General features: G+C 67.5%; 14 protein-coding genes. 8 read left to right on the forward strand and 6 right to left on the reverse strand.

Features of this window, described 5'->3' with window-relative positions:
• Window positions 1-8 precede the first annotated feature (8 nt).
• The 4 genes from ATSB10_RS10550 to pilG form a co-directional block, all read right to left on the reverse strand.
• Entirely contained in the window at window positions 9-2,039 is a 2,031-nt protein-coding gene (locus ATSB10_RS10550) for a methyl-accepting chemotaxis protein (RefSeq protein ID WP_063672657.1), read from the reverse strand.
• A gap of 121 nt (window positions 2,040-2,160) precedes the next feature.
• Window positions 2,161-2,700, reverse strand: a complete 540-nt coding sequence (locus tag ATSB10_RS10555; RefSeq protein ID WP_017462745.1) for a chemotaxis protein CheW — start codon at window positions 2,698-2,700, stop codon at window positions 2,161-2,163.
• Complete coding sequence (locus ATSB10_RS10560) at window positions 2,697-3,068, reverse strand: response regulator (protein ID WP_017462746.1); 372 nt, start codon at window positions 3,066-3,068, stop codon at window positions 2,697-2,699. The genes ATSB10_RS10555 and ATSB10_RS10560 overlap by 4 nt, the downstream gene beginning before the upstream one ends.
• Before the next feature lie 32 nt (window positions 3,069-3,100).
• The gene (pilG, locus tag ATSB10_RS10565; protein ID WP_052329397.1) at window positions 3,101-3,460 is read right to left on the reverse strand and encodes a twitching motility response regulator PilG; all 360 of its coding nucleotides are present in this window, start codon (window positions 3,458-3,460) and stop codon (window positions 3,101-3,103) included.
• Window positions 3,461-3,825: 365 nt separating this feature from the next.
• Here pilG and gshB point away from each other — a divergent pair, with 365 nt between their 5' ends.
• From gshB to ATSB10_RS10600, 7 genes are all read left to right on the forward strand, one after another.
• Complete coding sequence (gshB, locus tag ATSB10_RS10570; RefSeq protein WP_063672659.1) at window positions 3,826-4,803, forward strand: glutathione synthase; 978 nt, start codon at window positions 3,826-3,828, stop codon at window positions 4,801-4,803.
• The gene (locus ATSB10_RS10575; protein ID WP_236886401.1) at window positions 4,800-5,663 is read left to right on the forward strand and encodes an energy transducer TonB; all 864 of its coding nucleotides are present in this window, start codon (window positions 4,800-4,802) and stop codon (window positions 5,661-5,663) included. The genes gshB and ATSB10_RS10575 overlap by 4 nt, the downstream gene beginning before the upstream one ends.
• 41 nt (window positions 5,664-5,704) lie before the next feature.
• Complete coding sequence (locus tag ATSB10_RS10580) at window positions 5,705-6,283, forward strand: YqgE/AlgH family protein (protein ID WP_063672663.1); 579 nt, start codon at window positions 5,705-5,707, stop codon at window positions 6,281-6,283.
• A gap of 10 nt (window positions 6,284-6,293) precedes the next feature.
• The gene (gene ruvX, locus ATSB10_RS10585; protein WP_063672665.1) at window positions 6,294-6,725 is read left to right on the forward strand and encodes a Holliday junction resolvase RuvX; all 432 of its coding nucleotides are present in this window, start codon (window positions 6,294-6,296) and stop codon (window positions 6,723-6,725) included.
• A 25-nt stretch (window positions 6,726-6,750) separates the two neighbouring features.
• Window positions 6,751-7,677 carry an aspartate carbamoyltransferase catalytic subunit gene (locus ATSB10_RS10590; RefSeq protein ID WP_063672667.1) on the forward strand — a complete coding sequence of 309 codons (927 nt, stop codon included), beginning with the start codon at window positions 6,751-6,753 and terminating at the stop codon, window positions 7,675-7,677.
• 67 nt (window positions 7,678-7,744) lie between these two features.
• The gene (locus ATSB10_RS10595; protein WP_063672669.1) at window positions 7,745-9,526 is read left to right on the forward strand and encodes a hypothetical protein; all 1,782 of its coding nucleotides are present in this window, start codon (window positions 7,745-7,747) and stop codon (window positions 9,524-9,526) included.
• A gap of 226 nt (window positions 9,527-9,752) precedes the next feature.
• Entirely contained in the window at window positions 9,753-10,121 is a 369-nt protein-coding gene (locus tag ATSB10_RS10600; protein ID WP_063672671.1) for a BON domain-containing protein, read from the forward strand.
• 70 nt (window positions 10,122-10,191) lie between these two features.
• On the opposite strand, the gene ATSB10_RS10605 is transcribed toward ATSB10_RS10600, so the two are convergent.
• Window positions 10,192-11,358 (reverse strand): PilT/PilU family type 4a pilus ATPase, encoded by a 1,167-nt coding sequence (locus ATSB10_RS10605; RefSeq protein ID WP_017461545.1) that lies wholly within the window; start codon window positions 11,356-11,358, stop codon window positions 10,192-10,194.
• A gap of 93 nt (window positions 11,359-11,451) precedes the next feature.
• Window positions 11,452-12,489, reverse strand: coding sequence for a type IV pilus twitching motility protein PilT (locus ATSB10_RS10610; RefSeq protein WP_063672673.1), 1,038 nt, complete (start codon window positions 12,487-12,489; stop codon window positions 11,452-11,454).
• 264 nt (window positions 12,490-12,753) lie between these two features.
• Here ATSB10_RS10610 and proC point away from each other — a divergent pair, with 264 nt between their 5' ends.
• Window positions 12,754-13,572 (forward strand): pyrroline-5-carboxylate reductase, encoded by an 819-nt coding sequence (gene proC / locus ATSB10_RS10615; RefSeq protein ID WP_063672675.1) that lies wholly within the window; start codon window positions 12,754-12,756, stop codon window positions 13,570-13,572.
• Window positions 13,573-13,588 lie beyond the last annotated feature (16 nt).

Raw genomic sequence — 13,588 nt, forward strand, 5'->3', positions numbered from 1 at the left:
TGCCCGAATCAACCCGGCAGCTTGAAGTGAGCCACCGAGCGGCGCAGATCGCTCGCCAACTGCGCCAGGTAACCGATCGAGTCCGCGGTCTGGCTGGCACCCTGCGAAGTCTGCGAGGTGATTTCCTGGATCGCGTTCATCGACTGGGAGATGTCGGTCGCCGCCGCGGACTGCTCGCGCGCCGCGGTGGAGATGTTCTGAATCAGTGCCGACAGATCGTGCGACACACGTTCGATGTCGCCCAGCGCGCTGCCGGCGTCCTCGGCCTTGCGGGCCCCGGACACCACCTCGGCGGTCGTCTGCTCCATCGAGCTCACCGCTTCGTTGGTATCGGACTGAATCGCCTGCACCAGCGTCTCGATGCGCTTGGTCGCGCTCGCCGAGCGTTCGGCCAGTCGCTGCACTTCGTCCGCCACCACCGCGAAACCGCGGCCGGCTTCACCGGCCGACGCCGCCTGGATGGCCGCGTTCAAGGCGAGGATGTTGGTCTGCTCGGCGATGTCGTTGATCAGTTCCACGATCGAGCCAATCTCCTGGGACGACTCGCCCAGGCGCTTGATGCGCTTGGAGGTCTCCTGGATCTGGTCGCGAATCGAGTCCATGCCCGAGATCGTCTCGCGCACCACCTCGGCACCGCGCGAGGCGATCTGCACCGAGCGCTCGGCCACTTCGGCCGACTCGGCGGAATCCTTCGACACGCCGTCCATCGAGCTGGCGATCTCGTTGATCGCCGAGGTCGCGGTGCTGATGCGCTGCGCCTGCGCCTGCGCCGATTCGGCCAGCTGGCGGGCAGTGGTCTGGGTTTCCTGTGCCGACGAGGACACCTGCTCGGAGGTCTCGTTGATGGTGGTCACCAGGGTGCGCAGCTCGTCGATGGCGTAGTTCACCGAGTCGGCGATGGCACCGGTGATGTCCTCCGACACGGTGGTCTTCACCGTGAGGTCACCTTCGGCGAGCGAGCCCATTTCGTCCAGCAGGCGCATGATCGCCTCCTGGTTGCGCTGGTTCAGCTCGGCCGAGTCCTGGAAGCGGCGGCGCTGGTCGCGCACCAGCTGGAACACCAGCAGCAGGGCGAAGGCGACGGTGCCGATCGCACCGAAGATGCCCCACCACAGGTTCGGGAACAGCCGCCGCAGCGGCAGCTTGCCGATCTGGTCGGCCAGCTCGTTGGCGCGCAGCAGCACGTTCTGCGAGTCCAGCGAAGCCTGGTTGCCGGCGCTCTTCACGTCGATGATGTTGCCGGCGGCGGACACCAGCTTGGACACCGGGTCCTGCAGCTGGGTCCAGCTCTGCTGCATGCCCTTGAGGATCTTCTGCGCGTTGGCGTCGTTCATCGCCCGGATGCCGGCGGCGCTGTCGCCCTCCAGCAGGCCGTTGAGCACCGTTCCGTACAGCTGGGCGTCGCGGGCGAGGCCGTCTGCGGCCGACTGCGCGGAGTCGCCGCCCTGCAGCACCTCCTGCACGCGGCGGATCATGCGGTCGGCCACCAGCATCTGGCGCGACGAACCGAGCATCTGGTCGGCGCTGCCGTTGCGCTGCTGCAGGATGTTCACCACCTGCTCGGTGCTGGAGTTGAGCAGCGGGATCTGCTTGGACAGGGTGTCGGCGCGACTCGCCGAATCGAGCACGACCGCCTTGTTCGACAGGATCTTGCCGATATCGCCGTCGAGCTGGGACCAGGCATTCTGCAGTGCGGTCACCGCCCGGCCGGCCGGCGAGGTGTTGTTGTCCGCGTATGGCTGCATGCCGCCGGCAGGATCGCCCTTGGTCAACCGCTGCACCGCCGAGTCGATGGCATTGCGCGTGCTGGCCAGCTCCTGGAAGGAATTGACGTTACCGTCCGCCGATTCGATCGCGTACTTCGCGGTCTGCTGCGAAAGCACCTGGATCTGCGTGGTCAGGCCAACCGCCTCGCGATCCTCGGCGTTCTTCTGGTTGAGCAGCACGAAGTCCACGGCCGCCAAACCGATCGAGATCAGCAGCAGAACGATCAGGCCGGTATAGCCGCGTTCCTTGCCGATGCCCCCTGTAGTGCTCATGTTCACCTCACCCTTCCACAGCTTGTGGGTTTGCGCGCCAGCCCTGCCAGGTGCCCGAACCCGAGACTTGCCGCCCCTGTTCCGGCGTCGGTAGACGCCGTCCCAACCATCGTTCCGTCCGTCAAGCCGCGGCCTGACGGAAATCCGGGGCGCGTACCAGCCGCCCCATGCTGAACAGCGCCAGTTTCTGCTCGCCGACTCGATCGTCGACGAAGCGTGCCAGGCGCGGATCGTCTTCCGGCTCGGCATCACGGCGCTGGATCTCGTCCACCGTGCGCTGGCCGAACACCTCGTCGACCATCAAAGCCACGTTGCCGCCGCCTTGCCGCACGATCAGCAGGCGGGTGCGCTCGGTGACCTGGGTGCGCGCATCGAACAGGAACCGGCCCAGATCGATCACCGGGACCAGGTTGCCGCGCACATTGGCCACGCCCAGCAGCCAGGGCTGCGTGCCCGGCACCGTGGTCATCACGGGTACCGCAAGCAGTTCATTGATCTCGTCGATGCTGCTCACGAACAGCCGTGAGCCCACGCGATAGCCGATGCCGCGCCACAGACCGGGCGCCTCCATCGTCTGCCGGGTATCGGAGGTGTGGGCCAGCGACAGACGCTCGTAGCGGGCAAGAACCTCGAATGGGGAGAGATTGGCCGCCTCGTTCATGCAGCACTCGGCAAAAGGTCGTTGATGCAGGCCAGCAATTCCTTTTCCTTCACCGGCTTGGTGATGAAGGCCCGGGCCCCTTGGCGCAACCCCCAGACACGATCGGTTTCCATCGACTTGGTGGTGATCATCACGATCGGGATGTTCGAGGTCGCCGGATCGCGCGTCAGCGTACGAGTCGCCTGGAAGCCGTTCATGCCCGGCATGATCACGTCCATGATCACCAGGTCCGGCATGTCGCCGCGCACCCGCTCGATGCCTTCCTCGGCCGTACTGACCGCCGAGACGGCATGGCCGGCCCCCTCCAGGAGGGTCGTGAAGACCCGCACGTCGGTCGGCGAGTCGTCGATGATGAGAATCTTTGCCACAGGCCTCCCCTCAGACGCCGTAGTCGTGCATGTCAGGCCGCCGCACCGACATGACGGTGAATCGCTCCGAGCAGCTCGTCGCGCGTGAACGGCTTGGTCAGGTACTGCTCGGCGCCGACGATGCGGCCGCGGGCCTTGTCGAACAGGCCGTCCTTCGAGCTGAGCATGATGACAGGCGTGGAGCGGAACAGCGGGTTGTTCTTGATCAGCGCGCAGGTCTGATAGCCATCCAGGCGCGGCATCATGATGTCGACGAAGATGATCGCCGGTTTCTGGTCCGAGATCTTGGCCAGCGCCTCGAAGCCGTCGACGGCGGTCAGCACGTCGCAGCCTTCCTTCTTCAGCAAGGTCTCGGCGGTGCGCCGGATGGTCTTGGAGTCGTCGATCACCATGACCTTCAGACCGGCCAGACCGTTAGCACTCACGTTCAAGTTCACTCAATCCCCCTGCGGCCCGCCCCAGGCTCAGGTGAAGCAGCGTTAGCGCCTTGGCAGCCTTCGGCGCTATCGCAGCAGATTAAAAATGTCCAGCTTGGTGTTGTTATGACGCGTTTTTTCGTAGAACGCCGATCAGTCGTTGCTGTTTACCGCTTGCCCCCCGGCCCGTCAAGCCGAAAGGCTGCTGGCTGCCCAGTGTGTCGCGCTTGCGAAAACGGTCAACCGGCTCCTTCGAGGGGGCCGGCGCGCCTTGCCCGGCACCGGCGGGTCGGCGAACATGCCCGTCCCCACAACGGCCCTGCCCCACCCCGGAGAAGCCCATGCCGCTCTCGGTCGCCGTGCTGATGGACCCCATCAGCGCCATCAAGATCGTGAAGGACACCACCTTCGCCATGCTGCTGGAAGCGCAGCGGCGGGGCCATCGGCTGCTCTACATGGAACAGGGTGACCTCGCCCTGCGCGATGGCCTGCCATGGGCGCGACTGGCCCCACTGAGGGTGAAGGACGATCCCACCGGCTGGTTCGAGCTGGAAGCGGCGCAGTGGCAGGATCTGCGCGACATCGACGTGGTGCTGATGCGCAAGGATCCCCCCGTCGACCAGCAGTTCCTCTACGACACCATGGTGCTGGAGGCTGCGCAGCGCGCCGGCACCCAGGTGATCAACGACCCGCGCTCGCTGCGCGACTGCAACGAGAAGGTGTTCGCCCTGCATTTCCCGCAATGCATGGCGCCGACCCTGGTGGCACGCGATCCGGCCGAACTGCGCGCCTTCGTCGCCGAACACGCCGAGGCGGTGCTCAAGCCGCTGGACGGCATGGGTGGGCGGGGGATCTTCCGCGTGAAAGCCGGCGACCCGAACCTGAATTCGATGCTGGAGACCCTGCTGGGCGGCGATTCGCACGGGCAGGGGCGGCAGTTCGCGGTGGCGCAGAAATTCATTCCCCAGATCAGCGCCGGCGACAAGCGCGTGCTGCTGGTCGATGGCGAGCCGGTGCCCTATGCGCTGGCGCGCATCCCGCAGGGCAGCGAGTTCCGCGGCAACCTGGCGGCCGGCGGCCGCGGCGAGGGCGTGCCGCTGTCCGACCGTGACCGCTGGATCGCTGCCGAGATCGGCCCGGAACTGCGCCGCCGCGGCCTGCGGTTTGTCGGTCTGGATGTGATCGGCGACTACCTGACCGAGATCAACGTCACATCGCCGACCTGCGTGCGTGAGCTCGACGCCCAGTTCGGCCTTAACATTGCCGGGACCCTGTTCGACGCGATCGAACGGACATCCCAGGAAGCCGTGCCTAAGTGAGTCGCCCCGTCCAACGCGCCACCGGTCCCGACATGATCGGGGCCACCCTGCTTTTCTCGCTGGTGCTGCACGGCGTGTTGCTGCTCGGCATCACGTTCGACTTCGTCAAACCCAAGCCGAGCCTGCCCACGCTGGACGTGACCCTGGTCAACGTGGCCAACCGGGAAGCGCCGGACAAGGCCGACTTCCTGGCCCAGGCGAACAACCGTGGCGGCGGCACCAGCGATCGCGCCGAGCGCCCCTCCAACGCCTTCAGCGGGCCGCTGCCCAAGCCGACCCCGGGCGTGGCACCGGCGCCGGTGGACGACGCCAACCCCGTGCCTCAGCCGCCGCGGCCGGACCGCATGGTCACCACCCGCGGCGACAGCCGCTTCACCGTGGATGCCGGCAGCGAGCGGCGCCCGGTGGACAGCGATCCCGCCGACCGCGCGGCGGAACTGCAGCGCCGCCAGGAGATCGCCCAGCTCGCCGCCGAACTGCGCAACCGCAACGAGGCCTACGCCAAGCGGCCGCGCAAGAAATACATCTCGGCCAATACCCGCGAATACGCCTACGCCAGCTACATCCGAGGCTGGTCCGACCGGGTCGAGCGGATCGGCAACCTGAACTACCCGGAAGAGGCCCGGCGACGCCAATTGCACGGCGAGCTGATCCTCACCGTCGGTCTGGACCGGGACGGCAGCGTCATCAGCATCAAGGTGATCCAGAGTTCCGGCTCGCCGCTGCTGGACGCCGCGGCCCAGCGCATCGTGCGGCTGTCCGCACCGTTCCCGCCGATTCCGAGCGACAAGGGGGTGGACGAGCTGTACATCACCCGCACCTGGCAGTTCCTGCCCGGCGACGTTCTGCGCAACAAGTGATTTTCCCGCCATGCAGGCAGCGCGGCGCGCCGGCGACTACAATGCCGGCCATGCAGCTCTCGCCTCCCTCCTCCCTCGCCGGGCATTTCCTCATCGCCATGCCCAGCCTCACCGACGGGCCGTTCGCGCGCGGCGTGGTGCTGCTGTGCCAGCACGACGAGGACGGTGCGCTGGGCCTGCTGATCAACCAGCTGTCCGAATACCGCCTGGGTGACATCCTGGCGCAGATGAAGCTGGAATGCGCCGATCTCGACCTGGCCGACGCCCCGGTGCTGATCGGCGGTCCCATGCAGCAGGAGCGCGGCTTCGTGCTTCACCGCGAGCACGGACACTGGGAGTCGAGCTTCCGCGTCAACGAGGCCTGGTCGATCACCACCTCGCGCGACATCCTGGTGGCGATGGCCGCCGGCGAGGGACCCCGCCAGGCGCTGCTCGCGCTGGGCTACTCCGGTTGGGGCGCCGGGCAGCTCGAGCAGGAGCTGAAGGACAACGCCTGGCTCACCGTCGAGGCGAACGACCGGGTCATCTTCGACACCCCGCTGGACGAACGCTGGAGCGCGGCCGCCGGCCTGATGGGCCTGGACCCGCTGCAGCTGCCCGGCTACGCCGGACACGCGTGAGCGCATCCCGATGAGCTGCGTGCTGGGCTTCGACGTCGGCAGCAAGCTGATCGGCGTGGCCGTCGGCAACCGCATCACCGGCAACGCGCGCGCGCTGGACACCATCGCCATGCGTGAAGGACAGCCGGACTGGGACGCACTGGACCGCCTGCAACAGGGCTGGTCGCCGGATACCCTGGTCGTGGGCTTGCCGCTGGACCTGGAAGGCCGTGAGCAGCCGGCCAGCCGGCTGGCGCGGCGTTTCGCCGAAGCCGTGCATGAGCGCTACGGCATGCCGGTCACCCTGGTCGACGAGCGCCACAGTTCCCGCGAAGCCTCGCGGCGCTTCGCCGACGCCCGCGCCGCCGGGCTCAAGCGGCGACGCGACGGCGCACGGATCGACGCCGAGGCTGCCGCCGTCATCCTCGAACGCTGGCTGGCCGAAGCCGGCTCTTCCCACTGACCCTTACATCGCCGACCGGACCGCCATGAGCTCACGCCTGCGCCACCTCACCACGCTGGAAAACCTGTCGCGCTCGACCATCGAGCGCCTGCTGGACCGCGCGGTGGCGCTGCGCGACGCCTGCGCGCACGGCACCCGCAAGATCGACATGCTGTCCGGCCGCACCGTGCTCAACCTGTTCTTCGAGCCGTCCACCCGCACCCGCACCTCGTTCGAGCTGGCGGCGCGCCGGCTGGGTGCCGACGTGGTGAATTTCGACATCGGCTTTTCCTCCGCCAACAAGGGCGAGGAGCTGTACGACACCCTGCACACGCTGGAGGCCATGCACCTGGACGCGATCGTGGTGCGGCACAAGGAGTCCGGTACCCCGGACGAGCTGGTGCGCCACGCGATGAGCGGCGTGTCGGTGATCAATGCCGGCGACGGCAACCGCGCCCACCCCACCCAGGGCCTGCTGGACCTGCTGACCATCCGCCAGCACCGCCCCGATTTCGAAAACCTCAGCGTCGTCATCTGCGGCGACGTCAAGCACTCGCGCGTGGCGCGCTCGGATGTGCATGCACTGGCCGCCATGGGCGTACCCGACATCCGCCTGTGCGGCCCGGCGGCGCTGATGCCGGAGACGGCCGAGTTCCCGCAGTGCCGCTTCTTCGACGATTTCGACCGGGCGATCGAAGGTGTGGACGCGGTGATCATGCTGCGCCTGCAGAAGGAGCGCATGGCGCAGACCGAACTGCCCGACGAAGCGGCCTACTTCCGCCAGTTCGGGTTGGACACCCGCCGCCTGGCGCTGGCCCGGAAGGGCTGCCTGGTGATGCATCCGGGGCCGATCAACCGTGGCATCGAGATCGCGCCGGATGTCGCCGACGGTGCGCAGTCGCGCATCCTGGAACAGGTGGGCAACGGGGTGTTCACCCGCATGGCGGTGCTCAGCGAGCTGCTCGCACGCTGAGACACGAAGGGCAAACCACGAGGCGGCATAATGGATGCCGCAAGACCACACTCAACTGGGGAAGACTATGCGACCGATGAAGCGCGCACTGGCGCTGGGCGTGACCGGCATCCTGCTGGCCGCCTGCAGCCACAAGGACAAGGATGCACCGCTGGCGTTCGTGCCGGCCGACACGCCGTACGTGGCCGCCAACCTCGACGTGCTCGACGACAGCACGCGCGAGGCGCTGTTCGCCCAGGCCAACGCCCAGCTGCCGGCCCAGGTTGCCCAGATGAAGGCGGCGGCCGACGAGCTGAAGGCCAAGGATCCGGATGCCGCCAATCTGCTGCACGCCTTTGCCGGCGAATTCGACGGCAAGACCATCGAGCAGTTCGCCAAGAACACCGGGCTGGACACCAAGGGTTACTCGGCCTTCTACGGTCTCGGGCTGGCCCCGGTGGCGCGCTTCCAGCTGAGCGACCCGGCCGCCTTCGACGCGTTTGTCGGTCGCCTTGAGGCCGCCTACGGCAAGAAGCTCGAGGTCGCCAAGGTCGGCAGCACCAGCTATCGCCGCTACGTGTCGAAGGAATCCGGCACCGAGCTGATCCTCGCCGTGGTCGGCAAGCAGGCGGTCGCCGCGCTGCTGCCGGCCGACGTCTCCGACCACCTGCTGCGCGAGGCACTCGGGCTGGATCGTCCGGCCAAGAGCCTGCAGGACGACGGCCGTCTGGCCACGCTGGCCAAGGCCAAGGGCTACGGCAAGCAGGCCGTCGGCCTGGTCGATCTGACCCGGTTGCTGCCGCTGATCGCCAGCGGCAAGGATCCGCTGTTCCTGGCCATGTTCAAGGCGCACGCCGAAACCGAGTCGGCCAAGACCGGCGAGCCGGTGGCCAATCAGATGCAGATCCCGGCCTCGTGCGAGACCGATGCCACGCGCATCGCCGCGCGCGTGCCCGCGCTGAGCTTCGGCTACACCCGCCTGGACGCCAAGCACCAGGACATGCGCATGGACCTGTCGCTGGCCAGCGACATCACCCAGGCGTTCTCCGGGCTGAAGGTCGCCCTGCCCGGCCTCGGCGCCGACGGCAGCGCGCCGTTCGACGTCAGCTTCGCGCTGCCGGTGACCGAACTGCGCACGTTCTGGAGCGCACAGGCCGATGCGGTGGCGGCCAAGCCGTTCACCTGCCCGGCCCTGGCCGACCTCAACGACGGCTTCGCCAAGCTCGGCCCGTCGATGCAGAAAGCCGCGATCCCGCCGTTTGGCGACCTGCTTGGCGTGCGCATCGCGCTGGACAGCCTGGATGCCGGCAAAGGCCAGGGTATGCCCAGCTTCACTGGCCGCATCGTGGTCGGCACCAAGAACCCGACCGGCCTGCTGGCGATGGGCCAGATGATGACGCCCGCGCTGGCGCAGCTGAAGGTGAGCCCCGATGGCACGCCGGTCGCCCTGCCAGCGGACATGACCCGCATCCTGTCGCAGCCGGGCTGGATCGCGATGGGCGAAAAGGCGCTCGCACTGGGCATCGGCACGGGCGAGGACGCCAAGCTGGCCGACACGCTCAAGCAGCCCGGTGGCGATGCCGGGCAGATGATGCGACTGCACCTGGACGGCGCGATGTACCAGTCCTGGGTGAAGCTGATGATGGACAAGGCCGACAGCCTGGCGGCGATGAGCGAGGCGATGGCCAAGGCCGGCGGCAACGATGCGGACGCCGCCGCCGCGGCCTCCGCACGACAGCAGGCAGCCGCCCGCACCCACGCGCAGCTGTCGGCGATGCAGGCGCAGGCGGCACGCGTCCAGTCGATCTCCTCGGAAGCCCACGTGGATGGCGACGGCCTGGTGATCACCAGCCAGACCGAGTGGAAATAACGACACTCCGGCCTCGCTGGAACGCACTGCAGGGGCGCCTTCGGGCGCCCCTGTTTTTTCGTGAGCACGGCGTGACCGGCGTCTTCGCATGCTTGATGGTCCGCTGAACGCCGCCGGTGGCGGGCGACGAGGCCTTCACGGCGCCGCTGTTGCCATGGCTCCACGGACGCCAACCGGGCATCCGGTGGCCTCCGGGCCAAGCCATCACGACAGAAGGAGAGTCCCCATGCGCCATTCCCTGATCCGCAAGAACCTGATCGCCCTGTCCCTGATCGCGGCTTTCGGCGCCCTGCCCGTGACACAGGCAAGCGCGCAGGACACCTCGGCCAAGACCGAGATGAAGTCCGACATGCACCAGATGGAGCGCGCCACGTCCGACACCTGGATCACCACCAAGGTGAAGTCGGAGTTCGCCACCACCAAGGGCGTGGACGCCACCGACATCTCGGTCACCACCAAGCACGGCCACGTCACGCTGAGCGGCACCGTCTCCGGCGACTCGGAGATCACCGCAGCCAAGGAGGTGGCGATGAAGGTGAAGGGCGTGAAGAGCGTCGACACCAGCGGCCTGAAGATCACCGGCCACGACGACTGACCGGGCGGCATCCGCCCATGAAAAAGGCGCCCTCCGGGGCGCCTTTTTCCTTGCCGACGGCGCGAGCCGGTCAGCGCTGCAGCAATCCACCGCCGAACTGCTGGCGATCGCGGGATTCCTCCAGCTCCACGCCCTCCAGCCCCTGCGACAGCGTATGCGCATCGCCGCCCTGGGCCAGCTTGATGCGCAGGCGCACCTCGTTGGAGCTGTCGGCGTGGCGCAGCGCGTCCTCGTAGGAGATCTCGCCGGCGTGGTACAGCTCGACCAGGCTCTGGTCGAAGGTGCGCATGCCTAGGTTGGTGGACTCCTTCATCACTTCCTTGAGCTTGTGCACCTCGCCCTGGCGGATGTAGTCCTGCACCAGCGGCGTGCCCAGCAGCACTTCCACCGCCACCCGGCGCGCCTTGCCGTCCGGGGTCGGGATCAGCTGCTGCGCGACGATACCCTTGAGGTTCAGCGACAGGTCCATGAACAGCTGCTGCCGGCGATCCTCCGGGAAGAAGTGCAGGATGCGGTCCATCGCCTGATTGGCGTTGTTCGCATGCAGGGTGCACAGGCACAGGTGGCCGGTCTCGGAGAAGTTGATCGCGTGCTCCATCGTCTCGCGGGTGCGCACCTCGCCGATCATGATCACGTCCGGCGCCTGGCGCAGGGTGTTCTTCAGCGCGTTGTCCCAGCTATCGGTGTCGATGCCGATCTCGCGCTGGGTGATGATGCAGCCCTCGTGCTTGTGCACGTACTCGATCGGGTCCTCGATGGTGATGATGTGCCCGGTCGAGTTCTGGTTGCGGTAGCCGATCATCGACGCCAGCGACGTCGACTTGCCGGTACCGGTACCGCCGACGAAGATGATGATGCCGCGCTTGGTCATCGCCAGCTGCTTGATCACCGGCGGCAGCGTCAGCTCCTCGATGGTCGGGATCTTCGACTCGATCCGGCGCAGCACCATGCCCACGCAGTTGCGCTGGTAGAAGCACGACACGCGGAAGCGGCCCACGCCCTGCGCCGAGATGGCGAACTGGCACTCGTGGGATTTCTCGAACTCCTCGCGCTGCGAGGGCGTCATGATGTTCAGCACCATGTCGCGCGACTGCTGCGGGCTGAGCGGACTCTGGGTGATCGGCACGATCCGCCCCTGCACCTTCATCGAGGGGGCCACGCCGGCCGTGATGAACAGGTCCGAGGCCTTCTTGTGGACCATCAGCTTGAGGAACGAGGTGAAGTCGAAGTCGCTCATGGCGGGTCTCCTCCGGGAGACGATAGGGCTCGGTGCGGACGCTTGTGCAGGCGGCGGCAGTGGCGCGACGGGCGCCAGCCGGCCGTCGCCGGCTTACTTGAAGATGTCCTTGTTCTTGGCGTAGGTCATCGCCTCCTGGCGCGCCACCAGGCCACGCTTGACCAGGTCCTGCAGGTTCTGGTCGAGCGTCTGCATGCCGTACTGCTGGCCGGTCTGGATCGACGAATACATCTGCGCGACCTTGTCCTCGCGGATCAGGTTGCGGATGGCCGGGATGCCCACCATGATCTCGTGCGCCGCGATGCGGCCGCCGCCGACCTTCTTCATCAGCGACTGCGAGATCACCGCGCGCAGCGACTCGGAAAGCATCGAACGCACCATCGGCTTTTCGCCGGCGGGGAACACGTCGATGATGCGGTCCACCGTCTTGGCCGCCGAACTGGTGTGCAGCGTGCCGAACACCAGGTGACCGGTTTCCGCGGCGGTCAGCGCCAAGCGGATGGTCTCCAGGTCGCGCAGCTCGCCGACCAGGATGTAGTCCGGATCCTCGCGCAGCGCCGAGCGCAGCGCCTCGTTGAAGCCGTGCGTGTCGCGATGCACCTCGCGCTGGTTGACCAGGCACTTCTGCGAGGTGTGCACGAACTCGATCGGGTCCTCGATCGTGAGCATGTGCCCGTATTCGGTCTTGTTGATGTGGTCGACCATCGCCGCCAGCGTGGTGGACTTGCCCGAGCCGGTCGGCCCGGTCACCAGGATCAGGCCCTGCGGCTGCTCGATCAGCTCGCGGAAGATCTTCGGGCAACCGAGGTCCTCCAGCGTCAGCACCTCGGAGGGAATCGTACGGAACACCGCGCCGGCGCCGCGATTCTGGTTGAACGCATTGACGCGGAAACGCGCCAGGCCGGGAATCTCGAACGAGAAGTCGGTCTCGTAGAACTCTTCGTAATCGCGGCGCTGCTTGTCCGACATGATGTCGTAGATCAGCGAGTGCACCTGCTTGTGCTCGAGCGCCGGGATGTTGATGCGGCGCACGTCGCCGTCGACCCGGATCATCGGCGGCAGGCCCGCCGACAGGTGCAGGTCAGATGCCTTGTTCTTCACCGAGAAGGCGAGCAGTTCGGCGATATCCATCGGGTGTTTCCCCCTCAAAACCGATCGTCTGGAATGACAGCAGTACAGGGTGGACGATGCGGCGGCCTCATGCCCCGGACGCTCCTCGCAGCCATTTGCCGCGCAGCGCCGACAGCCTGAAGCAACCCCGGACTTCCCCCATCCGCAGCGGCTCGATACTACTCGCCGCGTGGCCGCCGCGACCAGCCCCGGACGGCGGTTTTGCAACGCATGCACGGACAGGTGCGCTAAGGTAACCGGCTGACGATCTGCAAAGGAGCGAACATGACACGCATCGCCTTCATCGGTGGCGGCAACATGGCCCGCAGCCTCATCGGCGGCCTGATCCGGACCGGCGTGGCCGCCTCCTCGATCGCCGTCTCCGACCCGCAGGCCGAGGGGCGCCAGGCGCTGGCGCGCGAGTTCGGGGTGGCGGCCTATGCCGAGAACCGGCTGGCCGCCGCCGACGCCGAGGTGGTGCTGCTGGCGGTCAAGCCGCAGATCATGCCGGCGATCCGCGAGGAGCTGCGCGAAGTGTTCCAGCGCCAGCGCCCGCTGCTGATCTCGATCGCCGCCGGCGTGCGGATCGACCAGCTCGAGCGCTGGTTCGGCGCCCTGCCGATCGTGCGCTGCATGCCCAACACCCCCGCCCTGATCGGCGCCGGCGCCACCGGCTTGTGCGCCAATGCCCGGGTCAGTCCGCCGCAGCGCGCGCAGGCGCAACACATCCTGGACGCCGCCGGCCTGACCCGCTGGGTCGACGACGAGGCGCTGATGGACACGGTGACCGGCATCGCCGGCTCGGCCCCGGCCTACTTCTTCGCCCTGGTCGAGGCGCTGGAGGATGCCGCGGTGGCCCAGGGCATGGACCGCGACACCGCCCGCGCGCTGGCCGCGCAGACCTGCCTGGGGGCCGGACGCATGCTGACCGAAAGCGGCGAGTCCCCGGCCGAGCTGCGGCGCCGGGTCACCTCGCCGAACGGCACCACCCAGGCGGCGCTGGAGAGCTTCGCGCGGGACAATCTCGCCGGTATCGTGGCGCATGCCGTGGCCGCCGCTACCCGTCGTGGCGGCGAGCTGGCGGCGGAACTGGACAAGACCTGAGCCCGGAACGACCCAA

Origin of the sequence: Dyella thiooxydans (genome assembly GCF_001641285.1) — a bacterium.
Taxonomy (GTDB): Bacteria; Pseudomonadota; Gammaproteobacteria; order Xanthomonadales; family Rhodanobacteraceae; genus Dyella_A; species Dyella_A thiooxydans.